The sequence below is a fragment of the Lacisediminihabitans sp. H27-G8 genome, from assembly GCF_046156175.1.
GTDB lineage: Bacteria > Actinomycetota > Actinomycetes > Actinomycetales > Microbacteriaceae > Lacisediminihabitans.
On record NZ_JAYLVL010000006.1, the window covers coordinates 121,064 to 147,016 of the forward strand.

Below are 25,953 nucleotides of genomic sequence, written 5' to 3' on the forward strand. Positions count from 1 at the left end.
CCCATCGTGCTCGCCGGCACCATGGCGATGAGCCTCAACGTGACCGGGCCCGTACAGTCCACCGACCTGCGGCGCGACAAACCTCGGTCCACCCCCTCCGAACTCGGCAAGAGCATCCGTGATGCCTTCACCGCTGCGGCCCGCGCTGCGACGAACCCCGTCGCCGCCCCGGTTTCCCAGGCCGCGACGACAGTCGCCGCCGCCGCGCCCGCCACCTACCGGGTGGTCGCCGGTGACACGGTCTCGAGCATCGCCGGACGCTACGGCCTCGCCACCGCCTCCGTTCTCGCACTCAACGGACTCAGCTGGAAATCCGTGATCTTCGCCGGCCAGACCCTGAAGCTCAGCACGAGCGGCGCCGTTGCGGCAGTCGCTCCGGTCGCCGCAACCCCGACGAGCCGCTACACGATCCAGAAGGGCGACTCGATCGGCGGCATCGCCGCGAAGTTCGGTCTCGCCACACAGACTCTCCTGAGCGCCAACGGCTTGGCGTGGACGAGCATCATCTACCCCGGCCAGACCATCGCCATTCCCGGAACCACTGGCGTGGCATCCGTGACTCCGGCCAGCCAGGTTCGCATCATCGAGGCTCCCTCTGCCGCGCCCACAGCGGGGACTCCTGCCAAGTACACCATCGCGAGCGGGGACACCAACCATCGCGAAGATCGCCGCCAAGTTCGGGGTGACCTCGCAAGCCATCCTCACGGCCAACGGGCTCACCTGGTCGAGCATCATCTACGGCGGTCACACCCTGGTGATTCCCACGGCCGCTTCGGTGGTGCCCACCACCCCCACCGCCGTCGTGCCGATGACCAGCGAGATGGCATCGAATGCGCGCACCATCGTCTCCGTCGGCCGCTCGCTCGGCGTGCCGGATTACGGACTCGTCATCGCTCTCGCTGCTGCGGCACAGGAGTCGGGCCTGCGCAACCTGAACTACGGCGACCGCGACTCGATCGGCCTGTTCCAGCAGCGTCCGAGCACGGGATGGGGCACTCCCTCCCAGATCCTGCAGCCCACCTATGCGGCCCGGCTGTTCTTCGGCGGGCCCAAGAACCCCAACGCGGCGAACACCCGCGGGCTTCTCGACATCTCCGGCTGGCAGTCCAAGTCTGTGACGGATGCGGCCCAGGCCGTGCAGCTCTCCGGCTTCCCAGCCGCCTACGCCAAATGGGAGACCTCGGCTCGCTCCTGGCTCGCCTCCATCTCGTAAGCCACCCAACATAACAATTGCGGCAAAAGGTGGCATCGGTGAGGCCCGCGCCCGGTGTTTTAGCCGGATGATCCGACACTCGATCCCTAGACTCGTTTGGTGACCACCAGCAGCACAGACCCCCTGATCGGACGTCTCATCGACGGCCGCTACCAGGTGCGTTCGCGCATTGCGCGGGGCGGCATGGCCACGGTGTATCTCGCCACGGACCTGCGCCTCGAACGCCGTGTCGCGATCAAGGTCATGCACGGTCACCTCGCCGATGATTCGCAGTACAAGGCCCGGTTCATCCAGGAGGCGCGTTCGGCGGCTCGGTTGGCGCATCCGAATGTCGTGAACGTCTACGACCAGGGCCAGGACGGCGAGACCGCCTACCTGGTGATGGAATACCTTCCCGGCATCACGCTGCGCGACCTGCTCATGGAGCACAAGGTGCTCACCACGATGCAGGCGATGGACATCATGGAGGCGATCCTCTCCGGACTCGCCGCCGCCCACAAGAACGGCATCGTCCATCGGGACCTCAAGCCCGAAAACGTGCTTCTGGCGGATGACGGACGCATCAAGATCGGGGACTTCGGACTCGCGCGCGCGGCCTCGGCAAACACGGCCACCGGCAACGCCCTGCTCGGCACGATCGCCTACCTCTCCCCCGAGCTCGTGACCCGCGGTGTGGCCGATGCCCGCAGCGACATCTATGCCGTCGGCATCATGCTCTACGAGATGCTCGCCGGTGAGCAGCCCTTCCGCGGCGAGCAGGCGTTCCAGATCGCCCACCAGCACGCCAACGACACCGTGCCGACCCCGAGCACGAAGAATCCCCGCGTGCCCGCCGAACTCGACGAGCTCGTGCTCTGGGCGACGGCCCGGAATCCCGAACAGCGCCCGCGGGACGCGAAGGCCATGCTCGATCAGCTCCACGAGACCGAAGCACTGCTGAGACTCGAGGAACCGCCGACGGCGGCGACCGCCATCCAGCGCACGATGATCATGCCCTCTGCGGTAGCCGCCCCGTCGAGTACCGGTGACACGCAGATCCTCTCCCCCAAGGCACGTCACCGCACCGGCCCGATCCTCACGGAGACCGCCAACACCCTCGCGGTGAAGAGCGATCGGCGGCGACGCAAGGGCTTCTGGCTGTTCGCCCTCGTCATCCTCTTCGCCGCTCTCGCGGGTGGCACCGGGTGGTACTTCGGCACGGGACCCGGCGCGCAGGTCGCGATCCCCGACCTCGCCGGGCAGTCTCCGGCGGCGGCGACCACCACCCTGACCGGCCTCGGGCTCACCGTCAACCCGAATCCCGGGGAGGCGCCCTCGCTGAAGGTGCCGAAGGGAGCCGTGGCAGAGACCACCCCGGCCATCGGAACGAGGGTGCCCAAGGACAGCCAGGTGACCCTCCTGGTCTCCAGCGGTCCCAAGAACATCGCCGTTCCCGCGCTCGTGGGAGAGGCGCAGAACGCCGCCATCCAGAACATCAAGGATGCCGGCTTCCGCTACGACTCGAAGGCATCGTCGAAGCAATTCGACGCCAAGATCTCGAAAGACACCGTGATCTCGGCATTCGGCACCGATGCGCTCGACCTCACGACGGTCACGACCTACGGCCAGAACCAGCCCATCTCGCTCGTCGTCTCGGTGGGCGCGATTCCGGATGTCGCGGGCAAGAGCGTCGCGGATGCCACAAACATCCTCACTGCGGTGAAGCTCACCGCGACCCCCGGTCGCCAGGAGTACAGCGACACGGTGCCCTCCGGCAGCGTCATCGGTATCGACGTGGCGAATGGCGCAGTCATCCGCCCCGGAGATCCGATCTCGCTGACGATCTCCAAGGGCAAGGAGCAGATCGCCGTGCCGGATGTCATCAACATGACGTGGGCAAAGGCCAAGCAGACCCTGCTCGATGCGGGCTTCAAACCGAGCTACAACCGTGCAGCAGACGCCGTGGCCTTGGTCGTCACCGTCGGCAAGACGGACCCGGCAGCAGGAACAATGGTCGACAAAGGTTCGACGGTGAAGGTCAACTTCAACAGCTTCTAGCATCACGGGTGAACTGCGCGTTCATCGTCGGCAGTGCTGCCGACGGGTCCGCTGCCGGGCTGAACCGCCCGGCCGGTAGTCGCGCGGGATCGGGCAGACGGACTAGCGCGCCGCGAGCTCCTCGGCCACGAGGAACGCGAGTTCGAGCGACTGCATGTGGTTGAGGCGCGGATCGCAGAGCGACTCGTAGCGCGTCGCGAGGGTGGCCTCGTCGATCTGCTCCGACCCGCCGAGGCACTCCGTCACGTCGTCTCCGGTGAGCTCGATGTGGATGCCGCCCGGGTATGTGCCCGCGGCACGGTGTGCCTCGAAGAACCCCTTGACCTCGTCCACGACGTCGTCGAACCGACGGGTCTTGTAGCCGTTGGGTGTGGTGAGACCGTTGCCGTGCATCGGATCGGTCACCCAGAGCGGATTGGCATCCACCTGCTTGATCGCTTCGAGCAGCGGCGGGAGCGCATCCCGCACCTTGCCAGCACCCATGCGGGTGATGAACGTGAGTCGCCCGGGTTCGCGCTCGGGATCGAGCTTGTCGATGAGCCGAAGCATGTCGTCGATCTTCGTCGTCGGGCCGAGCTTCACGCCGATCGGGTTGCGCACCCTCGACATGTAGTCCACGTGGGCGCCGTCGATGTCGCGGGTGCGCTCACCGATCCAGAGGAAGTGCGCCGAGGTGTTGATCGGTTCGCCGTTGCGTGAGTCGATGCGCGTCATCGGGCGCTCGTAGTCCATGAGCAGGCTCTCGTGGCTTGTGTAGAAGTCCACGCGCTTGAGCTCGTCGAAGTCGGCGCCCGCCGCCTCCATGAACTTGATGGCCTTGTCGATGTCGTGTGCCATCTGCTCGTACCGCACGTTCGCGGGGTTGCGGGCGAAGCCCTGGTTCCAACGGTGCACCTCGCGCAGGTCGGCGAAGCCACCCTGGGTGAAGGCGCGAACGAGATTGATGGTGGATGCCGAGGTGTGGTACCCCTGCACGAGCCGGCGCGGGTCTGCCTCGCGCGATTCCGGAGTGAAGTCGAAGCCGTTGACGATGTCGCCGCGGTACGCCGGAAGCGTCACGTCGCCGCGGGTCTCGGTGTCGCTCGAACGCGGCTTCGCGAACTGGCCGGCCATCCGACCCATCTTGATCACCGGGGTCGAGGCTCCATAGGTGAGCACGACGGCCATCTGAAGCACCGTCTTGACCCGGTTGCGGATGGCATCCGCCGTAGCCCCGGCAAAGGTCTCGGCGCAGTCGCCACCCTGCAGCAGGAAGGCCTGACCCCGCGCGGCCGAGGCGAGGTGCTCGCGCAGCACGTCGACCTCACCGGCGAAGATGAGGGGCGGAAGTGTGGCGATCTCGGCCGATGCGGCCTGCACGGCCGATGCATCCGGCCACTGCGGCTGTTGCTTGATTGGCAGTGTGCGCCAATGGTCGAGCCCCGCAATCACTGACGGATCTGCGAGTACGACCGGGTCATCATTGCTGGCAAACACAGGGGGTGGTTCCTCAATGCCTCGGGGCTGATCAAGCGGGGTGCGTGCGGGCGAATGGCCCGACATCCCAGCCTACCGGCTGAGAGAAGCCTGCTTCTCCTTGACGGAGGAGGCGTACACGTCCACGTATTCCTGGCCGCTCAGGCGGTCGAGCTCGTACATGATCTCGTCGGTGATGGAACGGAGGATGAAACGGTCGCCCTCCATGCCCTCGAAACGAGAGAAATCGAGCGGCTTACCGATGACGATGCCGATGCGACGCACCTTGGGAAGTCGCGAGCCGATGGGCATGACCTTCTCGGTGTCGATCATCGCGACCGGTACGACGGGCACGCCGCCCTCGAGGATCATGCGCGCGACACCGGTACGTCCGCGGTAGAGCCGGCCGTCGGGGCTGCGGGTGCCCTCGGGGTAGATGCCGAGCACCTCACCCCGGGCGAGAACGCCGAGGCCGGTCTGCAGTGATGCCTCGGAGGCCTTGCCGCCGGAGCGATCGATCGGGATCATCCCGGTGGCCTTGAGGAAGTTCTTGATCAGCCAGGACTTGGTGCCGCGTCCCGTGTAATAGTCGCTCTTCGCCAGGAAGCTGATGCGACGGTCCATAACCAGCGGCAGGAACACCGAGTCGATGAAGGACAGGTGGTTCGACGCCATGATCACCCCGCCGGTCTTCGGGATGTTCTCGTGCCCGGTGACCCACGGGCGGAACGCGGTCTTCAGAAGCGGCCCCGCGACCAGGTTCTTCATGAACCAATAAAACATGTGAAACCTGCGCCTTCAGAGATTGCCCTACTCTAACGGCTTTGCGTGCCGCTACCGGTCCTCGGCGTGGAGACGTGCGAGGTCGGCGGCACCGACAACGCCGGCATCGTTCACCAATTCCGCGATCACGAATGTCGGTTCGGGGTGGAATCCGCGCGCCGGAAGGTGGGTGAGGTACGCCTCGCGGATCGGATCAAGCAGCAGGTCACCCGCCACAGCCACGCCGCCACCGAAGACGAAGACCTGGGGGTCGAGCACCGCGCTGAGCGAGGCGCAGGCCTGGCCGAGCCAGGTGCCGAGCTCTCGCAGCGCTTTCAGGGCGCCGGGGTCGCCAGCGACGATCAGTTGCGCGACATCCGGCCCGGCAAGCGTGCCGCGCTCCTCGCGCACGGCGGCGAGCCCGAGACCGATGCCGCCGACATCCGCGATCTCGTTCGCCATGCGCAGCAGTGCGCGTCCGGATCCGTACTGCTCGATGCATCCGCGCGCGCCGCAGCCGCAGGGCAGGCCGTCCGGCACGACGCGCATGTGGCCGAGTTCGGCACCCGCGCCGAAACCTCCCCGGAAGAGCCGGTCCTGGCTCACGATCGCTCCGCCGACACCGGTGCCGATCGTCAGCATGGTCATGTCGCTGTACAGGCGACCCGCTCCGAAGCGGAACTCGGCCCAGCCCGCCGCATTGGCATCGTTGTCGATGGTGATGTGAAGGTCGAGCCGGTCGCTCAGAAGCTGGCGAAGCGGCTCGCTGCGCCACGGGATGTTCGGTGTGTAGTAGACGATCGACTGCGCAGCGTCGATGAAGCCGGGGGCCGCCACCCCTGCGGCCTTCACCTCGTGGCCGTCACTCAGGCGCTGGATCATCGCCACCACGGCATCGACGATCTGCTCGGACCCCGCGGTCGGGGTGGGCAGGCGATCCTCAACGATGATCTCACCCAGCTCGGACACGAGAGCTCCCGCGATCTTGGTGCCGCCGATGTCAATTCCGATTGCATGCACGTGCGGCGACCTTTTTTCCGGGAGTTGTTGTGAGAGAGATACAAGCGGTACGGGGCTTCGCGGACGCACCACCTAGAGTTTAGGTAACGGGGGTGGGCTTCTGCTATTCGCCTCCCTCGCCCGATAGTGCACGAAACGGCTCCTCACCGGAGCCCGTGCCGGCCCCGAAGGAGTTGCCGTGCAGGAATACGACGTACCCGCTCTCGTCGCAGCAGATCCCGACGCAAACGCGACGGATCTGCTTGTCGACCGCGTGAAAGCCACCCCGGATCGCGCCCTCTTCGCGCTTCCCACCGCCACCGGCGGATGGACGGATGTCTCGGCATCCGAGTTCCTCGCCCAGGTGGTCGCACTCGCCAAGGGCCTCGTCGCCGCCGGCATCCAGCCCGGGGACAAGATCGGGCTGATGTGCAAGACGCGCTACGAGTGGACGCTCATCGACTTCGCCACCTGGTTCGCCGGCGCCGTGCTCGTTCCGGTGTACGAGACCTCATCCCCCAGCCAGGTGCAGTGGAATCTCGCCGACTCTGGCGCAATCGCCATGATCACAGAGACGCCCGATCACTTCGCCCGCTTCGACGAGGTCTACGCAGACCTGCCGCTCATCCGCAACGCCTGGAAGATCAACCTCGGCGATCTCGACAAGCTCGCCGCGAGCGGCACGGAGGTGACGGATGAGGAGATCGAACGGCGTCGGGTGATCGCCAAGGGCTCCGACCTCGCAACCCTGATCTACACGGCCGGCACGACCGGGCGGCCGAAGGGCTGCATCCTCACCCATTCCAACTTCGTGGAGCTCTCTCGCAATGCGGCGATGGCGATCCCCGAGGTCGTGAACACCCAGTCCCGCACACTGCTCTTCATCACCACCGCGCACATCTTCGCCCGGTTCATCGCGGTGCTCAGCATCCACGGAGGGGTGCAGGTGGGCCACCAGTCGGACACGAAGCAGCTGCTGCCGGCCATGGCCTCCTTCAAGCCGACCTTCCTCCTCGCGGTGCCGCGGGTGTTCGAGAAGGTCTACAACTCCTCAGAGCAGAAGGCGGAAAGCGGGGGCAAAGGCAAGATCTTCCGGCGGGCCGCGGCCGTGGCCATCGAGCACTCCAAGGCACTGGATGCCGGAAACGTGCCTCTCTCGCTCAGACTGCAGTTCGCGGTGCTCGACCGCCTCGTGCTCTCCAAGATCCGGGCGGCGATGGGGGGCAACGTCAAGTTCGCCGTCTCCGGTTCCGCTCCCCTCGGCCTCCGGCTCGGCCACTTCTACCGCAGCCTCGGAATCACCATCCTCGAGGGCTACGGGCTCACAGAGACGACCGCACCCATCTCGGTGAACCGGCCATCCAACTTCAAGATCGGCAAGGTCGGCCCGCCCCTGCCCGGCGTCTCGGTGCGGATCGCCGAGGATGGCGAGATCCAGGCCAAGGGAATCAACATCTTCGACGGCTACTGGCAGAACCCCGAAGAGACCGCGAAGGTCTTCGACGGCGAATGGTTCAAGACCGGTGACATCGGCGAGTTCGACGACGACGGCTACCTCTCGATCACCGGCCGCAAGAAGGAGATCATCGTGACCGCGGGAGGCAAGAACGTCTCGCCCGCCCAGCTCGAGGATCCGATCCGCGCCAATCCGATCATCGACCAGGTGATCGTGGTGGGCGAGCAGAAGCCCTTCATCGGCGCCCTGGTCACCCTCGACGAGGAGATGCTGCCGGTGTGGCTCAACAACAACGCGGAAGACGCGAACATGCCGATCGAAGAGGCGGCGAAGCTTCCGAAGGTCGTCGCGGAGATTCAGCGCGCCGTGGATTCTGCGAACGCGATGGTGTCGCGCGCGGAGTCGATCCGCAAGTTCGTGATTCTCACGAAGCCCCTCACCGAGGCGAGTGGGCACCTCACGCCCAAACTCAGCATCAAGCGCAACGTGATCCTCAAGGACTTCGCGGCGGACATCGAGGGCATGTACCAGGGAGCCCCCACCACGGAGGGAATCACCACGGTCTGACGCTGGCTCCGCTGGTCGAGCAGGAGCGCCAAGCTCCTGCCGGTCCAGCAGGAGCGCCAGCGACGTATCGAGACCTGTCGTCCACAGCATCCGGAACTGCAGACTCAGCAGCGAAGATCACACCCTCGATCGTCGCGCCCACGCAAACCGACGGAAGCCACCGCATCGGCTGTACGCGTCGACTCGACCTGAGCCCTTTAGAGCACGAAGCCGCGGCCTTCACGCGCAAAGCGCGATGCCCAGATCCCCGGAGACTGGGGCACTCGCGCCTAGAACCAGTCGCTGTTTCTGATGGCCTCCATCGCCTCCCGTCGCAGGCCTTTCTCGAGGCCCTCGATGTAGAGCTTTCCGTCGAGGTGGTCGGTCTCGTGCTGAAGCGCCTGAGCCATGACGCCGTCTCCGCTCAGTTCGACCGGATTGCCGTCGAGGTCCACGCCGGTGACCCGGGCGAAGGGGTAGCGCAGCCGCTCGAAATAGAAGCCGGGCACCGACAGGCAGCCTTCGTCGACGAGCTCCGGCTCCCCCGACAGCTCAACGAGCACCGGGTTGATGATGTACCCGATCTGCCCGTCGACGTTGTAGCTGAAGGCTCGCTGGTTCACGCCGATCTGCGGTGCCGCTACCCCCGCGCGACCGGGGATCTTCACGGTGTCGAGAAGGTCGGCGACCAGACCGGTGACGTCATCGGTCGGGCGGATCGGGTCGGATACGGTCTTCAGCACGGGATCGCCGAAGATGCGGATCTGTCGCTCGGTCATGCTCGGTGGCTCGCTTTCGAGGGTGGAGGGTGATGGCGGGTCCGGCAGGAGCACCGGACCGCGGTCGCTCAGGCGCCCTGGCGGGATGGCAGGCCGTCGACGACGAGCGCGGCGAGCTCGCGGGCGGATGCCTTGGTCAGCGGCTTGAGGTCGCGATAGTTGATCACGGACCCGGCAGCGAGCTGCGGGTCATAGGGGATGCGCACGATCTCGCGCACGCGCGACTTGAAGTGCGCCTCGATCTCTTCGAGTTTCACGAGGTTGGTGCCCTGGGTCGCGGTGTTGAGGGCGACCACGGCGTTCTTGACGAGATCCTGGTATCCGTTGGCCTCGAGCCAGGTGAGGGTCTCGGAGGCGAGGCGCGCCTCATCGACGCTTCCTCCGGAGACGATCACCACCGAGTCCGCACGCTGCAGGGTCGCTCGCATCACCGAGTGCACGATGCCCGTGCCGCAGTCCGTGAGCACTATCGAATAGAAGCGTGCGGCGAGGTCGGCCACCACGTTGTAGTCGTTCTCGTCGAAGGCCTCGGAGAGCAGCGGGTCGGTGTCCGAGGCGAGGATGTCGAGGCGCGTCTCGTCGCGCGACACCATCGTGGTGAAGTCGTTGAAGCTATTGATGCTGGGGGCGAGGGTCACGACATCCCGAACCGTTGAGCGTGTCTGCTTGTTGACACGCTCGGACAAAGTGCCGCGGTCCGGGTTGGCATCGATCGCGATGATGCGGTCTTCCCGGATGTCGCTGAGCGCCATCCCGAGCAGCGCCGTGATGGTCGTCTTGCCGACGCCGCCCTTGCGGGTGAGCACCGGGATGAAGCGGGCCCCGCCCTCGAACCTCTTGTCCACGCGGTCTTCTACCGCCTTGCGGGCGAGCACCTTGGGAGAGTCGCCGCGGTTCACGAGGTGCAGGGTCGCGGCATATAGAAACGCGTTCAGGCCGCCTTCCGGCTTCACCGGCTTCTTCTTGCGGGCATCGATCAGGCGGTCCGCGGTGAGCATGTTCGCGGCCTCCGGTGTGTGGGAGACTTCGCCGCGGGTCCGATCGCGTCGGCCCGGATTGGCGGTGACCGCCTCGCGGCGACTCGCATCTCGACGCCCGAGGGCGCGACCGTCATTGGTCGGCAGCTCCGGGATCACGACGGGCGCGGGAACGGGTTCGGGCAACGGGGTCGGTGCCACGACGGCGATCGACATCGTGCTGGGCTGTGCCACCTCGACCGAACCCGGATTCACCGGCACTTCGACGATCGCGACGGCGAGCTCGTCGTCGGGGGCGGCGTGCACCGTCGTCGGCAGGCTCACCTCGATGGAGAGGCTCTGCGGCAGGCTCGCTGCGAGGTCATCCGTCGCTCCGTCGGCGAAGCCGTAGCGCGCTTCGGAGTCGGAAAGCGGATCGTGGCTCTCCGATTCCCTGCTTCTGCTCGGCATGCCGGTAACCCTTCGTTGTGCTGAAATTAGCGCAATAACAACCCTCTACTCTACCGCGAGGGTCGAATGACGCCGTTCGGGGCCGACTGTACGCGGGATTTGCCCGGTTCGATCAGGCTGGTTCGATCACCACGATCAAGTCACCGGCATCCACCTGCTGCGTGCGCGGGATGGCGAGTCGCCTCACGATGCCCGCGACAGAGGCGGTGATGGCCGCCTCCATCTTCATGGCTTCGATCGAGGCGACGTTCTGTCCGACCGCCACGGTGTCACCCTCGGTGACCTGCAGGGTGACGACACCCGAGAACGGGGCGGCGACCTGTCCCGGCACGGTGGAATCCGCCTTCTCTGCCGCCTTGCTGTCGACGGTGATGCCACGGTCCCGGGCGAACACCGGCCGCATCTGGCCGTTGATCACGGTCATCACGGTACGCATACCCTTGTCGTCGGCCTCACCGATGGCCTCGAGCCCGATGTAGAGGCTCACACCCTTCTCGATATCGATGACGTGTTCCTGGCCCTGGCGCAGGCCGTAGAGATAGTCGACAGTGTCGATCACGGAGAGGTCGCCGTACTGCTCGCGCACCGCTTCGAAGGTCTTGGTCGGGCCGGCGAACAGCAGGCGATTGAGTGTGGACCGGCGCGACTCCGCGTCGCCGGCCAGGCCGGCGCGGTCGGCATCCGTGATGTCTTCCATGCCGATCTTCACCGTGCGTCCCGCGAGCACCTTGGAGCGGAACGGCTCCGGCCATCCGCCCGGCAGGTCTCCCAGTTCCCCGGCCATGAACCCGACCACAGAGTCCGGGATGTCGTAGCGGTCGGGGTTCTGCTCGAAGTCGGCCGGATCGGCGTTCGCCGCGGCAAGGGCGAGAGCGAGATCGCCGACGACCTTCGACGAGGGGGTCACCTTCGGCGGGCGTCCGAGCATCTTGTTGGCCGCCGCGTAGAGGTCTTCGATCTTCTCGAAATGGTCGGCGAGGCCGAGAGCGATTGCCTGCTGGCGCAGGTTCGACAGCTGGCCGCCCGGGATCTCGTGGTGGTAGACGCGGCCGGTCGGTCCCGGCAGCCCGGATTCGAAGGGCTTGTACGCGTGGCGCACGGACTCCCAATAGGGTTCGAGGTCGGAGACGGCCTGCAGCGAGATCCCGGTGTCGCGCTCGGTGTGGGCGAGGGCGGCGACGAGGGCGGATGCGGAGGGCTGGCTGGTCGTGCCGGCCATCGGTGCACTCGCGACGTCCACTGCGTCCGCTCCGGCGCGACTGGCGGCGAGAAGGGTGGCGAGCTGGCCGCCCGCGGTGTCGTGGGTGTGCACGTGTACCGGCAGGTCGAACTGCGCGCGCAGGGCCGTGACGAGCTTCTCTGCGGCGCTCGCGCGAAGCAGGCCCGCCATGTCCTTGATGGCGATGATGTGCGCCCCGGCGTCCACGATCTGCTCGGCGAGCTTCAGGTAGTAGTCGAGGGTGTAGAGGTCTTCCGCCGGATCGAGCAGGTCGCCCGTGTAGCAGAGGGCGACTTCGGCTACGGCGGATCCCGTCTCCAGCACGGAGTCGATGGCCGGACGCATCTGGGACACGTCGTTGAGCGCGTCGAAGATGCGGAAGATGTCGACACCGGTGGCAGCGGCTTCGCGCACGAAGGCATCCGTCACCTCGGTCGGGTACGGCGTGTAACCCACAGTGTTTCGACCGCGCAGCAGCATCTGGATGGCGACGTTCGGCAGTGCCTCGCGCAGCGCGGCGAGACGATCCCAGGGGTTCTCGCCCAGGAAGCGGAGAGCCACATCGTAGGTCGCCCCGCCCCAGGCCTCCACCGACAGGAGCTGGGGGGTCATGCGAGCCACGTAGGGTGCGACGGCCACGAGATCCTTGGTGCGGACCCGTGTCGCGAGCAGGGACTGGTGCGCGTCGCGGAAGGTCGTCTCAGTCACCGCGAGAGCCGTCTGGGCTCGCAGGGCCGAAGCGAAACCGACCGGTCCGAGCTCGAGCAGACGCTGCCGTGATCCGGCCGGCGCCGGCTCGGTGATGTCGAGCTCCGGCAGTTTGAGAGCCGGATTGATGATTCCGACCCCATCGCCGTTCGGGCGGTTGACGGTGACATCCGCGAGCCAGTTGAGGATCTTGGTGCCGCGGTCCTTCGACTGGTGGGTGTCGAAGAGTTCCGGGCGCTCCTCGATGAAGGAGGTGCTGAGATCGCCGGCCTGGAAAGACGGGTCGTCCAGCACGGCCTGGAGGAAGGGGATGTTGGTGGACACGCCACGGATGCGGAACTCGGCGAGTCCGCGCTTCGCCCGCGCGACCGCCGCGGGGAAGTCTCGGCCCCGGCAGGTCATCTTCACGAGCATGGAGTCGAAGTGCGGGCTGATCTGGGTGCCGGGATCGATGGTTCCGCCATCGAGACGGATGCCGCCACCGCCCGGTGACCGGTAGGTGGTGATCTTGCCGGTGTCGGGGCGGAATCCCGCGGCGGGGTCCTCGGTCGTGATGCGGCACTGCAGTGCGGCGCCGCGCAGGCGGAGGTCCTTCTGCTGCAGGCCGAGCTCTGCGAGGGTCTGGCCGGAGGCGATGCGCATCTGGGACTGCACGAGGTCGACGTCGGTGACCTCTTCCGTCACAGTGTGCTCCACCTGGATTCGCGGGTTCATCTCGATGAACACGTGCTGGCCCTTGCGCTCCCCCGCCGTGTCGAGGAGAAACTCGACGGTGCCCGCGTTGACGTAGCCGATGGACTTGGCGAAGGCGATCGCATCGCGGTACATCGCCTGCCGGGTCTCTTCGTCCAGGTTCGGCGCCGGAGCGATCTCGATCACCTTCTGGTGGCGCCGCTGCACGGAGCAGTCGCGCTCGAAGAGGTGCACGGTCTCGCCCGCGGAGTCCGCCAGGATCTGTACCTCGATGTGACGAGGTCGTACGACCGCCTGCTCGAGGAACATGGTGGGGTCGCCGAACGCGCTGTCGGCCTCCCGCATGGCTTCGAGGAGAGCGGCGCGCAGGTCTTCCTTCTTCTCGACCCGACGCATCCCTCGTCCGCCGCCGCCGGCTACAGCCTTGGCGAAGATAGGGAAGCCGATCGCGTCGGCACCGGCCAGCAACTCGTCGACGTCCTTGGACGCCGGGGTGGAAGCGAGCACCGGCACGCCGGCGGCGATGGCGTGTTCCTTGGCCGTCACCTTGTTTCCGGCCATTTCGAGCACGCTCTGACCCGGGCCGATGAAGGTGATGCCGGCGGAAGCGGCCGCTTCGGCGAGTTCGGGGTTCTCCGAGAGGAATCCATAGCCCGGGTAGATGGCATCGGCGCCGCACTCGAGCGCGACCCGGATGATCTCCGACACATCCAGGTAGGCACGCACCGGATGACCCGGCTCGCCGATCTGGTAGGCCTCGTCCGCCTTGAGGCGATGCATCGAATTGCGGTCTTCGTAGGGGAAGACGGCGACGGTCTGGGCGCCGAGCTCATAGGCGGCGCGAAAGGCACGGATGGCAATTTCGCCACGATTGGCCACGAGGATCTTGGTGAACATCTGGTCCTTTCGAATCTCCGGCCAGTTTAGGGCCGAGCGATGAAGCCGATTCCCCGCCAAGGCACTGTGCGCGCGCCCAAGATTTAGGTTCTTTAAGACTAGTGAAGGTATCGTGGTCCCTCGTGCATGTACTCAGCGTCAGCTCTCTCAAGGGTGGAGTCGGAAAGACAACAGTGACACTCGGGCTGGCTTCTGCGGCCTTCTCGAAAGGGTTGCGAACCCTCGTCGTTGACCTCGATCCCCAGTCCGATGTCTCGACCGGAATGGACATCAACGTCGCCGGTCACCTCAACGTCGCCGATGTGCTCGGTTCGCCGAAGGAGAAGATCGTGCGGGCCGCGATCGCTCCGAGCGGCTGGACCAAGGGCCGCCCCGGCAAGATCGACGTGATGATCGGCAGCCCCGCCGCAATCAATTTCGACGGACCGCACCCGAGCATCAAAGACATCTGGAAGCTCGAAGAGGCCCTCTCCACGGTCGAAGCAGACTACGACCTCGTGCTCATCGACTGCGCGCCGTCTCTCAACGCGCTCACCCGCACGGCCTGGGCCGCCTCCGATCGTGTGACCGTCGTCACGGAGCCGGGCCTCTTCTCCGTCGCCGCGGCCGACCGTGCTCTGCGCGCCATCGAGGAGATCCGACGGGGACTCTCACCCCGGCTCCAGCCGCTCGGCATCATCGTGAACCGAGCTCGCGTGCAGTCCCTGGAGCACCAGTTTCGCATCAAGGAACTCCGCGACATGTTCGGACCCCTGGTGCTCAGTCCCCAGCTGCCCGAGCGCACCTCGCTTCAGCAGGCGCAGGGCGCGGCGAAGCCGTTGCACGTCTGGCCGGGCGAGAGTGCCCAGGAGATGGCGCACAACTTCGACCTGCTGCTCGACCGGGTACTCCGCACCGCGAAGATCGGCGAATACGCGGTCACTGCGTAGTTCGCGCGAGCGTCTTCCCGATCCGGGTCACACCGGCACCGGGCATCCGTCGCGCCTGACGAAGGCGCAGCACATTCAGCACCCAAAGACCGCTGTTGCCGAGAAACGGCCCCAACCGTGCCGAATGGCCTGCGTATTGAGAATCGGGCGCGGACGGCACAGCGCCGGTCGCCCTAGGAGGCTCGGGCCAGGCTAGGAGGCGCGGGTTGCGCGGCGAGCGGCGAGCTCGTCCGCGACGTCCGGACGCTCGGAGTCGAGCTCCACGAGGCTGTTCTCCACCTCGCGCAGAACCTTGCCGACGGCGATGCCGAAAACGCCCTGGCCGCGGCTGACCAGGTCGATGACCTCGTCGTTGGAGGTGCAGAGGTAGACGCTCGCCCCATCGCTCATGAGCGTGGTCTGGGCGAGGTCGCTGACGCCGGCCTCACGCAACTGATTGACTGCGGTACGGATCTGCTGCAGCGAGATCCCGGTGTCGAGCAGCCGCTTGACCAGCTTGAGCACGAGGATGTCGCGAAAGCCGTAGAGACGCTGCGAACCGGATCCGGCGGCGCCTCGCACCGTCGGCTCGACGAGTTCCGTGCGTGCCCAGTAGTCCAGCTGGCGGTAGCTGATGCCGGCGGCACGAGCGGCGACCGCCCCGCGGTAACCGGCGGTGTCGTCGAGGTCGGGAAGGCCGTCGGTGAAGAGCAGTCCGAGGTCGTAACGAGAATCCTCGTTACGGGTACTGAGCTCACTCATCTGACTGCCTTCCACCTGTTGTCGACCACCCTCAACTCTCAAGGAGTGGTTGATACTTCTGTCTCGACCCACGTTACCGAGAGGACCGCCCGGTTGGGCCGCATTGTCGATCTGAGGTGTCGGCGTGTCGGCGAGATTGCACTCTCGACGTCGAAGATCGGGAGCTCTCAGCTTAGGGGTCGAGGCGCGACAGTGCCGAGCGAATCAGGCTCGATCGCACGATCTCGAGCTGGCCGGCGATCTCGCGCGCGAGTTCGCCCGCCTTGGCCCTGCTCGACGCGTCTTTTCGGCGCGCGACGGGGATGAGGGCGCTCTCGATCAGCCCGAGCTCGCGCTCGGCGGCGGCGCGGAAGCCGCGGAGGTGCCGCGGCTCGATTCCGGAGCGCTGCAACTCCACGAGCGAGGTCAGCACGGCGAGGGCCTCCTCGCCATAGTGGTCCGCGGGAGCGACGAGGGAGGACGACACGGCGTCGTTCAGCAGCTGCGGCGTGGCACCGGCCTCGCGGATGAGCTCGTCCCGCGACATCCGTCGTTCGGCCGAGAGGATGGACGGGGAGGCGAAGGTTGACCCGCCCGGTAGCGCGGGCGGGCGTCCGGCATCCAGCTCGTCCAGGTAGCCGCGGATGACCTTGAGCGGAAGGTAATGGTCGCGCTGCATCGTGAGCACGAAGCGCAAACGGTCGAGGTCGCTCGGCGAGAACTTGCGGTAGCCGGATTCGGTCCGCGCCGGCGAGATCAGGTGGCGTTCCTCGAGAAAGCGGAGTTTCGACGGAGTCAGATCCGGAAACTCGGCCGTCAGCCGCGCAAGCACCTGGCCGATGCTGAGCAGCGGAGCGGCGCCAGGCACTCGGGCCTGGGCGGACGCGCGGGGCACTACTTGCTCGCCTGGTGCGCGAGATCCAATCGGGAGGCATAGAAGGTGAGGCGGAACTTGCCCACCTGCACCTCCGCCCCGTCGCGAAGAAGAGCCGTATCGATGCGCACGCCGTCGAAGTAGGTGCCGTTGAGCGACCCGAGGTCTTTGATCTCGAAGGCCGTGCCGTGGCGGAGAAACTCGGTGTGTCGGCGCGAGACGGTCACATCGTCGAGGAGGATGTCGGCATCCGGATGCCGCCCCGCCGTGGTCACGTCGGCGTCGAGAAGGAACCTGGCGCCGGTATTCGGGCCGCGGCGAACCACGAGCAGTGCCGATCCGGAGGGCAGTGCGGCGATCGCCGCCTTTTCCTCCGACGATACTTCACCCTCGAGCGCGGCCAGTTGGGCCTCAAAATCGGTGGTGAGGTGAAGCGTGGTATCGGTGTCGCGAGGCTGGTCTCCTGTTGCGTCATCCTGGTTGCCCGGATCGACCATGTCGCACCTCCCATATTCGCCGAGCTCTCACGAGCGGCGCATCGTTACTGTCATCGCCGGGCCGTCTGTCGGGTGACGACCCTTGCTAGCGACCCAGCGTATCCGATTCGATGACTCCGCCGGGTCGCGGGATTCTTGTGACGCGCACGGTTTCGCGCAGATAAATGATTCCGGCCCACCAATACAGGAAGGCTCCCCAGAGGGCGAAGGCCCAACCGAACGGCACCGTGATCCACGCCAGCACAGGGAATGCCTGCCCGATCATGAGGATCGGCAGCGCGTAGAACAGGCAGAACGTCGCCACCTTCCCGAGATGGTGCACCGGCAGCGGGCCGTAGCCGAAATTCGCCAGGGTGATCCCGAGAATGGCGAGCATCACATCCCGACCCACGATCACGATCACGAGCCACCAGGGAATGACTCCGCGAACGGCGAGACCGATCAACGCCGTGAAGATGAACAGTCGGTCGGCGGCGGGATCGAGCAACTGCCCGAGACGGGTGACCTGGTTGAGCTTTCGGGCGATGACACCGTCGAGAAAGTCGGTGACGCTCGAAATGACCAGCACGAGAAGAGCCAAGCCGTCTTCGCCGCGCACGATGAGCACGAGGAACACGGGGACCATCAGCAACCGGATGAAGCTCAGGATGTTGGGAATCGTGAGGATTCGGGAACTCACCTGGTAGCTCTGCTGGGGTTCCACGCGCCAAAGTCTATCGGCGACCGGACCGGCGTTAGGATTCGCTGCATGGCACCGCTGGTTCTCCTCGGCTTGGTCTTCGTCATCGCCTGCGCCTTCGCCTGGATCGCCTCCCTGGTCACCGGTGACAACTCCTGGGTCGATCGACTGTGGTCGCTGCTGCCGGTGGCCTACCTCTGGATCTTTGCCGGATCGGCAGGGCTGCAGGATGCGCGGCTGGATGTCATGGCCGTGCTGGTGACGCTGTGGGGAGCGCGCCTGACCTTCAACTTCGCTCGCAAGGGCGGGTACTCCGGCGGAGAGGACTACCGTTGGCCGGTGCTCCGGTCGCGCATGACGCCCTGGCAGTTCGGACTGTTCAATCTCTTCTTCATCGTGATCTACCAGAACATCCTGCTGGTGCTGATCACTCTGCCGGGCCTGGCAGCCCTCGAGCACCGCCGTGTTCCGCTCGGCGGACTCGACATCCTGCTGAGCGCGCTCTTCCTCGCCTGTCTCCTCGGTGAGACGATCGCTGACCAGCAGCAGTGGGACTTCCACCGCTGGAAGAGGGCCGAGCTCGCGGCGGGGCGTGAACCCCGGCAACGCTTTCTGCAGACCGGGCTGTTTCGGCTGTCGCGCCATCCGAATTTCTTCTTCGAACAGGCGCAGTGGTGGCTGATGTTCTTCTTCGGAGCCGTCGCGATGGGAACCGTGTGGCACTGGACCGTGGTCGGCGCCGTGCTCCTGAGCCTGCTGTTCGTCGGCTCGACTCGCTTCACGGAGAGCATCACGGTGGCGAAGTACCCCGAATACGCCCGGTACCAGCAGACGACCTCGCCGAGCATCCCCTGGTTTCCCCGGCGGGACCGGGCCGGACTGATCGCCTGAGAATTGCCGCCTATCGAATGCACGATCGGGGTGTTTCGGCGTGTCAGACGGAGGCTGTCGGTATCGTGACCGTCATGTCCTGCATCCGTTTCAACACCCCCGCCCAGCGCCAGGCCATGCGTGACCATGCTCCGGTGATGCTCACCAGCGAGGAGGAGGCGGCGACGCTGCATCCCGCTCCCCCGGTGACGGCGAGCAAGATCCGCCGGCTCCGGCTGCTCGCGGCCGACGCGAATCCCAAGATCCGGGAGAGCGCGGCCAGCAGCTACAACACGCCGGAGGACCTCTTCGTGACGCTGGCGCACGACACGGACGAAGGGGTTCGGGCGTGTGTCGCTCGCAACGAGACCGCTCCCTGTGATGTGCTGCGTTCCCTGGCCGACGACCCATCGGAGCGGGTGAGGGGATTCCTCGCCGTCAACTTCTTCGTGCCGGCCGATGTGATGCAGCGCCTGGCGGATGACCCGAGCGAAACCGTCCGTGGCCTCGTCAGCTGGAAGGGCGCCCTCGCCACCGCCTGATCGCGCCTTTTCGAGGTCGTAGAGTCGAAGAATGGATGCCCCGACCAGCGCGCGCGTCGACAGTTGGATCTGGGCGGTGCGCCTGGCGAAGACCCGGTCGGCAGCCACCGCGGCCTGTCGCGCCGGCCATGTGCAGGTGAATGGCGAGCGAGCGAAAGCCGCACAGCCCGTGCACCTCGGCGACGAGGTTCGGCTGCGTACCACCGACCTCGAACGCACCGTGCTGGTGGCCCGACTGGTCTCGAAGCGCGTCGGCGCATCCGTCGCCGTGGAGTGCCTTGTCGATCTCACCCCACCGCCCCCGCCAAGGGAGGAGGTCGCGGTCACCGTCCGGCGCGACCGGGGTGCGGGACGCCCGACCAAACGAGAACGACGAGACCTCGAAAAACTTCGCGGACGATCAGCGGAAGACTGAGGCAGGCGTTCGCGGCGCGGCCGATTCGCTCGGTCTGGGGAGCACGTCTACTGTGGATCGAGGCCGGAACGACCGGGTGATAGTGGCGACGAGGAGGTGGGCGTGCGGAGCAGGATGGTGACCTCACTCGCGCTGGCCACATCGCTCGTTCTGGGCGGATGCGCGGCGACTGCCGCCACGCCGGCTGCGAGCCCGTCGCCCTCAGCCACGCTGCCTGCCATCCCCACCGAACTGTATGTCGTGCCAACTCTCGCCAACGCCGCCTCGCTCGACCGGGACACCCACGCCATCACTACGATCGGCATCGACGGCGTCACCGTCTCCGCCGCCGGGGATGCGGTGTCGAAACTCTCGGCCAACGCGGCCGGACTGGTGGCAGCGGCACACTCTCGCGGTCTCACCGCGGAACTCCTGTTGAGCAACTACGACACCGTGACGTCGGACTTCTCCGCCAAGATCGCCTCCGCGCTGCTTTCCAGCGCCGAGAACCGCTCGGCTGTCATCACCCAGCTGGTCGCACAGGTCTCCGCTGCCGGATTCGATGGAGTGCAGCTCGACCTCGAGTCTCTCGGTGCCGATGATGCCGCCGGTCTCGCCGCCTTCACCACCCAGCTGCACGACTCCCTCGGTGCACCCCGGTCGGTGTCGATGGCGGTGATGGCCGAGAGCTCGGCTTCTCGGTACCGGGATGCGGGCTATGATTTCGCGCAACTCACCCCCCAGCTGTCGCGAGTCGTGCTCATGGCCTACGACCAGCACGGTCCGTCCTTCTCGAAGCCCGGACCGGTCGGCGGTCTGCCGTGGGCCACCACAGCTCTCGACGCCCTCATCGGCGCGGGCGTGCCGACCGCCCGAATCGACCTCGGCGTGGCTGGTTACGGCTACTCCTGGCCGGGCAACGGATCAGACGGCAAGCAACTCAGCGACGACGACTCTCGCGCGCTCGCGGGCGATTTGGCCCAGTGGGACTCGACCCAGGCCGAGTGGACCTCGACGCTTCCGGATGACACTGTCGTCTGGTGGTCGGACGCCCGGTCCCGCGAGGCTCGGCACAGCCTCGCGCTGAGCCGCAACCTGCACGGGCTCGCCGTGTGGGAGCTGTCGCTCACCGATCCGCTGTAGACGAGCCATTCGGAACGATGAGCCGACGGGGAGGGCCTGCCAGTCTCAGTCGGCAGCACCCTCGATGAGCGTGACCGTCGCGGAGTGGGCGGCTCCCGCAGCATCTGTCCACCCGATCGTGACGGAGTCGCCGGGCGCATGGCTGCCGAGAACCGAACTGAGCTGGCTACCGGAGGTGATCGCCCCGCCGTTCACCGTTGTGATCGTGTCGCCCGCGAGGAGGCCTGCGGACTCCGCCGGCGTTCCCACTACGACACCCGAAATCGCGGCTCCGGATACGGCGGGGTCGGCCTGGCCGATACCGACGCCGAGGAACGCGGGAAGTCCGATGGTGATCTGGTCGGTCCCTACCCCGGACTCGATCTGTGTGACGATGCGGAGGGCTGTGCCGATCGGGATCGCGTAGCCGGTGACCGCGGACGACCCGTTGGAAGCCGCGGTATCGATGGCGATGACTGCGCCGTCAGAGTCGTAGAGAGGCCCTCCGGAGTCTCCGGAGACGACGTCCGCGTCGGTCTCGATGAGTCCGTTCAGGGTCTCCGGATCGCTCCCCGACTCCCCTACCGCCGTGATCGTCTGATCGACGGCGGTCACCGTGCCCGCCGCGGCGGTGAGTGAACCCGTACCGCCCGCGTTCCCGACCGCGGTGACGGCATCCGAGACGGCGACCGTGGAGGCGGTGTCGAGCGGGGCGGTGGTCAACCCGGATGCGCCCTGCAGCTGCAGCACAGCGATGTCGCTGGTGGCGTCGGTGCCCACCACATCCGCGGTGTAGGTCTTGCCCGTGCTGGCGACCGTCACGGAGATGCTGGTGGCACCGTCGATCACATGGTTGTTGGTGAGGATCTCGCCACTGGCGCTGAGCACGAGGCCCGTCCCCGCGGCTTCCGCGCCCTCGTACCCCAGAACGGTGTCGATCATCACGATGCCGAAGGACTGGCGAGCAGTCGCGGGCGTCGCGCTCGCGGTCTCGGAGGCGCGGGACATCGATCCGGAAGCTCCACGCTGGGGAAGGAGCGTCGCGTTCGTGCCGGTCGATGACGACGAGGAGGCGCCGGCCTGCAACGACATCACCCGGGCGGTCGCGGCGATGCCGGTCGCGCCACACGCGATGACCAGTGCGCCGACGGATGCCGCGATCACGATCGAACGCGGTCGCCACCGGCGGCGGGCGGGAGCGGTCTCGGCAACCGACGGTGCGTCGGCGGGCGGCGCCGGAGTGGTCTCGGGGTGGAACGGTGCGGATTCGTTCATGCTCATGGTGGCGGGAGTCCTTTCGACCGACTCGATCGTCGGGCTGAAATCCAGCACAGTCCTTCGGGCTATGGGGCAGCTATGCACGGGTTGGGCGCCACCTTCGAGGGCGATGAGGACTGCCCCTGCGGTGTTCCCCCGGGAATACTGCAGGCTCGAAACACGCTTCATCCCCCATGAAACGCATCGGATTTCTCTCCTTCGGGCACTGGCAGGACGTGAGAGGTTCACTCACACCGACGGCGCAGGATGCCATAGTGCAGACGGTGGAGCTGGCGGTGGCCGCGGAGGAGCTCGGTCTGGATGGCGCGTACATCCGCGTGCACCATTTCGCTCCACAGCTCGCCTCGCCGTTTCCCCTTCTCGCCGCGATGGCCGCTCGCACGAACCACATCGAGGTCGGCACCGGAGTCATCGACATGCGCTACGAGAATCCGCTCTACATGGCCGAAGAGGCGGCAGTGACCGATCTGATCAGCAATCGGCGGCTGCAACTCGGCATCAGCCGTGGCTCGCCCGAGACGGCACTCAACGGCTCCGAGGCATTCGGCTACATCCCCGGTGATGGACAGTCGGATGCCGACCTGGCACGGGCACACACCGAACTGTTCCGTGCCGCAATCGACGGCGCCGGGGTAGTGCGGGCCAATCCCCGGATGAGCGGACACTCCGCCGCGCTGGCGATCCAGCCGCAGTCGCCCGGGCTCTCCGAACGCATCTGGTGGGGCTCTGGAACGAGAAGGACCGCAGTGTGGGCGGCCGAGCAGGGCATGAACCTCATGAGCTCGACCCTTCTCACCGAGGACACCGGGGTGCCCTTCGACGAGTTGCAGGCTGAACAGATCGCCCTCTACCGTGCGGCCTGGGCCGAAGCCGGCTGGGACCACACCCCTCGGGTCTCCGTGAGCCGAAGCGTGCTACCGATTGTGACGGATCGTGACCGTGCCTATTTCGGCGGCCGATCATCCGATTCGACCGACCAGGTCGGACAGCTCGACGGTGGGGCGGCTCGATTCGGACGCAGCTTCGTGGGAGAACCGCACAAGATCGCCGAAGAACTCGCGAAGGATGTCGCCGTGCAAGCGGCGGACACCCTGCTCCTCACCGTTCCGAACCAGCTGGGAGTCGAATACAACTCCCGACTGTTGGAAACGATTGCGAAGCACATCGCTCCCGCAATCGGATGGGTGCCGGCGGCGGCTGCAGTCTGACCGGTGCCGCGGCGGATACTCTGGAAGCGACACAACAGGAAGTGGAACGAATGACTGACGCCGGTGAACTGAGCGAACCCGTGCAGGACGGCAGCAGCGACGCCTCCCGCGAGCAGAAGATCGCAGGACTCGCGAGCCAGGTGGCCGCGGACATCGCACTCAAGCCGGTGGACCGCCGCGGAGAGGACGACATCGTCGACGACCTCCGGTTGCGCTTCTCCGATGCGGGCATCGTCGTCACCGAGGATGAGCTCGTCGCCCTCGCGGGCACCATCCATTCCGGCGCGTAGCGCGCGACACTACGGTCCGAGCAGCCACCCGTCCGGGTCGGCGAGCGTCGTCGCAGCATCCGGTCCCCACGATCCACGGGCGTAGGGCAGCACGGTAGGCGGATCGTCGAGAATCGGCGCGACGACATCCCAGGCATGCCCGAGGCCATCCGGGCGGGTGTAGAGCGAACGGTCCCCGAGCACCACGTCGTTGATCAGCTTGACGTAGGGCGGAAGCGGATCGGCGTCGGTGACCTCGGCAAGCGGAAGCGCTGTCGTTCCGGTGGCGAGTTCGAACTCTGGGCCGGGCTCCTTCACCACGACGCGCAAGTCGATCGCGCCCGATCCCTCGAGTTTCACCGTGAGCACATTGCCCACGACGGGCGTGTCGTGGCTCAGCGGCCCGTCCCCCGGCTTTCGGAAGATGATGCTCACCTGTTGGGCGCCCTTCGCCAGCTGCTTGCCGGTGCGGAGAAGAAACGGCACGTCACGCCACCGATCGGTGTCGATCCAGAGCCGTGCCGCGACGAAGGTGTCGGTGGTCGAATCCGGCGCGACGCCGACGGTGTCCGTGTAGCCCTCGAACTGCCCGAACACGACTTCGTCGCGGGACAGGGGACGAAATGCCGCGATCACGGATTCGCGTGCCGCCTGCAGGTCGTCTGCCTTCATGGAGAGCGGCGGCTCCATCGCGATCTCGGCCGCCACCTGGAACAGGTGGGTCACGATCATGTCGAGGAAGGCGCCGGTCTCGTCGTAGAACTCGGCGCGGTCGTCGATGTCGAGGGTCTCCGGAATATCGATCTGCACGGCGCGGATGTGCTCCCGATCCCAGGAGCTGTCGAAGAGACCGTTGCCGAAACGCAGCGCGTGAAGGTTCTGCGTGCCCTCCTTGCCGAGGAAGTGGTCGATGCGAAAGACCTGGTGCTCTTCGAGGACCCGGTGCACCGCGTCATCCAGCTCCCGGAAGTTCTCGAGCGAGGTACCGAACGGCTTCTCGTAGACCACCCGAGACCCCGCGGCGAGGTCGTGCTCACCGAGTCCCTCGGTGACTGTGATGAAAGCCGTCGGCGGGATGGCGAGGTAGTGCACGAACTGCGCGTCCTCCCCCAGCTCGGCCTTCGCTTCGGCGAGCACGTCGAGCAGGGATCCGGGATCGGACTTCTCGAAGCCGCCGCCGGCGAATCGCAGGTTGGCGCTGAACTGCTCCCACGGCCCGTCCGCGGGCTTCGGCCCGAATTCGGCCAGTACCTCGCTCACGTGTTGCCGGAAGTCCTCGTGCGACACGTCGCCACGCCCGTTGCCCACCAGGAGCCACTTCCGGGGCAGGAGATCGTGCATGGCGAGCTGGAAGAACGCGGGGAGCACCATGCGCTTTGCGAGGTCGCCGGTTGCCCCGAACAACACGAAGACTGTCGGGCCCGCTTCGGAACTGTCTGCCATGGGGATCTCCTTCAAAGAATTCCGGCACACGGATACCGGTCACCGAGCACAGTGGACCGGGGGGCCTCCGATTACAAGGGGCAGCGGAACAGGTCACAGGTGCCTCTCGGGCCCCAGCGCCATTGCACAGGAATTCGCAGACAGACCTGTTGGTTTGAGACGGAAGGGTCTACCATCAGCCCTAGCTCCCCCAGACCCTGGCGGCACGTTTCTCGCACTCTGCGCACGTGCGAGCGCCCCGGGTCACCGATTCGAGCACCACTAGGTGAATGGCTTCGGCAGACCAGGGCAGAGGAGCTCGATCTTCGGGTGGTCGTGATCCTCAACGGGCGAGGCCGGTGCCGTTCGATCAGGTACGCCACCGGCCTCGGTTCCGTTCTCCGGCGGCAGCGCTCTCGGGCGATCACCGGGCTACTCGTCTCCCCAGTCACGCAGGCGACCCCCCGGATCGAGTCTCGAGAGGATGCGACCCATGATGCGGTCGAGGTCGGCGATGTCGGCGGCATCCAGAACATCGATCGCACTGTCGCGCACCGTCGCGACGTGACCGGGCGCTGTGGCGACCACCTTCTGCCAGCCTGTCGTCGTGAGGGAGGCATTGGTGGCTCGGCGATCTTCCGCGCAGGGTGAGCGTTCGACGAATCCCCGCTTCTCCAGCCGGCTGATCACGTGGGAGAGTCGCGCGAGGCTCGAGTTCGTCGCGGCGGAAAGGGCTGTCATCCGCAGGGTGCGATCGGGCGCTTCGGAGAGCCGGGCGAGGGTGAAGTACTCGAAATGAGTCAGTTCCGCGTCGCGCTGCAAGGGCGCATCGAGGGCTCCGGGCAGCAGTTCGACCACTGAGACGAGCCGGATCCAGGCGTGCATCTCTTCTGGCGTCAACCAGTGCGGATCCGTCATCCCGTCAGTCTAGGGCGTTGCTTTACGCGACAACTAAAGT

23 protein-coding genes are annotated in these 25,953 nt (G+C 66.4%); 10 read left to right on the plus strand and 13 right to left on the minus strand.

Features of this window, described 5'->3' with window-relative positions; translation table 11 throughout:
• Positions 1-682: 682 nt before the first annotated feature.
• Both VLI63_RS16560 and pknB read left to right on the plus strand, forming a co-directional pair.
• The gene (locus VLI63_RS16560; RefSeq protein WP_409157958.1) at positions 683-1,213 is read left to right on the plus strand and encodes a hypothetical protein; all 531 of its coding nucleotides are present in this window, start codon (positions 683-685) and stop codon (positions 1,211-1,213) included.
• A gap of 99 nt (positions 1,214-1,312) precedes the next feature.
• The gene (gene pknB, locus VLI63_RS16565) at positions 1,313-3,250 is read left to right on the plus strand and encodes a Stk1 family PASTA domain-containing Ser/Thr kinase (RefSeq protein WP_409157959.1); all 1,938 of its coding nucleotides are present in this window, start codon (positions 1,313-1,315) and stop codon (positions 3,248-3,250) included.
• 102 nt (positions 3,251-3,352) lie between these two features.
• Here the strand turns inward: pknB and VLI63_RS16570 are convergent, their stop codons facing one another.
• The 3 genes from VLI63_RS16570 to VLI63_RS16580 form a co-directional block, all read right to left on the minus strand.
• Positions 3,353-4,681 (minus strand): class II 3-deoxy-7-phosphoheptulonate synthase, encoded by a 1,329-nt coding sequence (locus tag VLI63_RS16570; RefSeq protein ID WP_354576169.1) that lies wholly within the window; start codon positions 4,679-4,681, stop codon positions 3,353-3,355.
• Between the two features lie 117 nt (positions 4,682-4,798).
• Positions 4,799-5,488, minus strand: a complete 690-nt coding sequence (locus tag VLI63_RS16575; protein WP_185203625.1) for a 1-acyl-sn-glycerol-3-phosphate acyltransferase — start codon at positions 5,486-5,488, stop codon at positions 4,799-4,801.
• 51 nt (positions 5,489-5,539) lie between these two features.
• Positions 5,540-6,487: an ROK family glucokinase gene (locus tag VLI63_RS16580; protein ID WP_409157960.1), complete on the minus strand. Its 948-nt coding sequence runs from the start codon at positions 6,485-6,487 to the stop codon at positions 5,540-5,542.
• Positions 6,488-6,665: 178 nt separating this feature from the next.
• Between VLI63_RS16580 and VLI63_RS16585 the strand changes: the two genes are divergently transcribed.
• Positions 6,666-8,489: an AMP-dependent synthetase/ligase gene (locus tag VLI63_RS16585; protein ID WP_409157961.1), complete on the plus strand. Its 1,824-nt coding sequence runs from the start codon at positions 6,666-6,668 to the stop codon at positions 8,487-8,489.
• Positions 8,490-8,758: 269 nt separating this feature from the next.
• Here VLI63_RS16585 and VLI63_RS16590 read toward each other — a convergent pair whose 3' ends face one another.
• The 3 genes from VLI63_RS16590 to VLI63_RS16600 form a co-directional block, all read right to left on the minus strand.
• A complete protein-coding gene (locus VLI63_RS16590; RefSeq protein ID WP_409157962.1) occupies positions 8,759-9,247 on the minus strand; it encodes a peptide deformylase in 489 nt (162 codons plus the stop codon).
• A gap of 68 nt (positions 9,248-9,315) precedes the next feature.
• Positions 9,316-10,674 carry an AAA family ATPase gene (locus tag VLI63_RS16595; protein ID WP_409157963.1) on the minus strand — a complete coding sequence of 453 codons (1,359 nt, stop codon included), beginning with the start codon at positions 10,672-10,674 and terminating at the stop codon, positions 9,316-9,318.
• A gap of 112 nt (positions 10,675-10,786) precedes the next feature.
• The gene (locus tag VLI63_RS16600; protein ID WP_409157964.1) at positions 10,787-14,191 is read right to left on the minus strand and encodes a pyruvate carboxylase; all 3,405 of its coding nucleotides are present in this window, start codon (positions 14,189-14,191) and stop codon (positions 10,787-10,789) included.
• A 122-nt stretch (positions 14,192-14,313) separates the two neighbouring features.
• Here VLI63_RS16600 and VLI63_RS16605 point away from each other — a divergent pair, with 122 nt between their 5' ends.
• Positions 14,314-15,120 carry a ParA family protein gene (locus VLI63_RS16605; RefSeq protein WP_354576168.1) on the plus strand — a complete coding sequence of 269 codons (807 nt, stop codon included), beginning with the start codon at positions 14,314-14,316 and terminating at the stop codon, positions 15,118-15,120.
• A 192-nt stretch (positions 15,121-15,312) separates the two neighbouring features.
• Here VLI63_RS16605 and VLI63_RS16610 read toward each other — a convergent pair whose 3' ends face one another.
• The 4 genes from VLI63_RS16610 to VLI63_RS16625 form a co-directional block, all read right to left on the minus strand.
• Positions 15,313-15,861 carry a MerR family transcriptional regulator gene (locus VLI63_RS16610; RefSeq protein ID WP_185203613.1) on the minus strand — a complete coding sequence of 183 codons (549 nt, stop codon included), beginning with the start codon at positions 15,859-15,861 and terminating at the stop codon, positions 15,313-15,315.
• Between the two features lie 172 nt (positions 15,862-16,033).
• Positions 16,034-16,735, minus strand: a complete 702-nt coding sequence (locus tag VLI63_RS16615) for a MerR family transcriptional regulator (protein WP_354576122.1) — start codon at positions 16,733-16,735, stop codon at positions 16,034-16,036.
• A complete protein-coding gene (locus tag VLI63_RS16620) occupies positions 16,735-17,211 on the minus strand; it encodes an FHA domain-containing protein (RefSeq protein WP_185203609.1) in 477 nt (158 codons plus the stop codon). The genes VLI63_RS16615 and VLI63_RS16620 overlap by 1 nt, the downstream gene beginning before the upstream one ends.
• A gap of 85 nt (positions 17,212-17,296) precedes the next feature.
• On the minus strand, positions 17,297-17,914 hold the full coding sequence (locus tag VLI63_RS16625; RefSeq protein WP_409157965.1) for a CDP-alcohol phosphatidyltransferase family protein: 618 nt from the start codon (positions 17,912-17,914) through the stop codon (positions 17,297-17,299).
• A gap of 45 nt (positions 17,915-17,959) precedes the next feature.
• On the opposite strand from VLI63_RS16625, the gene VLI63_RS16630 reads away from it, so the two are divergent.
• The 4 genes from VLI63_RS16630 to VLI63_RS16645 all read left to right on the plus strand — a co-directional run bounded on the left by VLI63_RS16630 (position 17,960) and on the right by VLI63_RS16645 (position 20,839).
• Positions 17,960-18,781, plus strand: coding sequence for a DUF1295 domain-containing protein (locus tag VLI63_RS16630; RefSeq protein WP_409157966.1), 822 nt, complete (start codon positions 17,960-17,962; stop codon positions 18,779-18,781).
• 74 nt (positions 18,782-18,855) lie between these two features.
• Positions 18,856-19,302 (plus strand): hypothetical protein, encoded by a 447-nt coding sequence (locus tag VLI63_RS16635; RefSeq protein WP_409158002.1) that lies wholly within the window; start codon positions 18,856-18,858, stop codon positions 19,300-19,302.
• Positions 19,303-19,333: 31 nt separating this feature from the next.
• On the plus strand, positions 19,334-19,717 hold the full coding sequence (locus VLI63_RS16640) for an RNA-binding S4 domain-containing protein (protein WP_409157967.1): 384 nt from the start codon (positions 19,334-19,336) through the stop codon (positions 19,715-19,717).
• Positions 19,718-19,831: 114 nt separating this feature from the next.
• Complete coding sequence (locus VLI63_RS16645) at positions 19,832-20,839, plus strand: glycosyl hydrolase family 18 protein (RefSeq protein ID WP_409157968.1); 1,008 nt, start codon at positions 19,832-19,834, stop codon at positions 20,837-20,839.
• A gap of 45 nt (positions 20,840-20,884) precedes the next feature.
• Here VLI63_RS16645 and VLI63_RS16650 read toward each other — a convergent pair whose 3' ends face one another.
• Positions 20,885-22,099 (minus strand): S1C family serine protease, encoded by a 1,215-nt coding sequence (locus tag VLI63_RS16650; RefSeq protein WP_409157969.1) that lies wholly within the window; start codon positions 22,097-22,099, stop codon positions 20,885-20,887.
• A gap of 170 nt (positions 22,100-22,269) precedes the next feature.
• On the opposite strand from VLI63_RS16650, the gene VLI63_RS16655 reads away from it, so the two are divergent.
• Together VLI63_RS16655 and VLI63_RS16660 are read left to right on the plus strand one after the other, a co-directional pair.
• Positions 22,270-23,304 carry an LLM class flavin-dependent oxidoreductase gene (locus VLI63_RS16655; protein WP_409157970.1) on the plus strand — a complete coding sequence of 345 codons (1,035 nt, stop codon included), beginning with the start codon at positions 22,270-22,272 and terminating at the stop codon, positions 23,302-23,304.
• A 50-nt stretch (positions 23,305-23,354) separates the two neighbouring features.
• Entirely contained in the window at positions 23,355-23,594 is a 240-nt protein-coding gene (locus VLI63_RS16660; RefSeq protein WP_409157971.1) for a hypothetical protein, read from the plus strand.
• Between the two features lie 9 nt (positions 23,595-23,603).
• Here VLI63_RS16660 and VLI63_RS16665 read toward each other — a convergent pair whose 3' ends face one another.
• Together VLI63_RS16665 and VLI63_RS16670 are read right to left on the minus strand one after the other, a co-directional pair.
• Positions 23,604-25,016: a glucose-6-phosphate dehydrogenase gene (locus tag VLI63_RS16665; protein ID WP_409157972.1), complete on the minus strand. Its 1,413-nt coding sequence runs from the start codon at positions 25,014-25,016 to the stop codon at positions 23,604-23,606.
• 411 nt (positions 25,017-25,427) lie between these two features.
• Positions 25,428-25,913 carry a MarR family winged helix-turn-helix transcriptional regulator gene (locus tag VLI63_RS16670; RefSeq protein WP_409157973.1) on the minus strand — a complete coding sequence of 162 codons (486 nt, stop codon included), beginning with the start codon at positions 25,911-25,913 and terminating at the stop codon, positions 25,428-25,430.
• Positions 25,914-25,953: the final 40 nt, after the last annotated feature.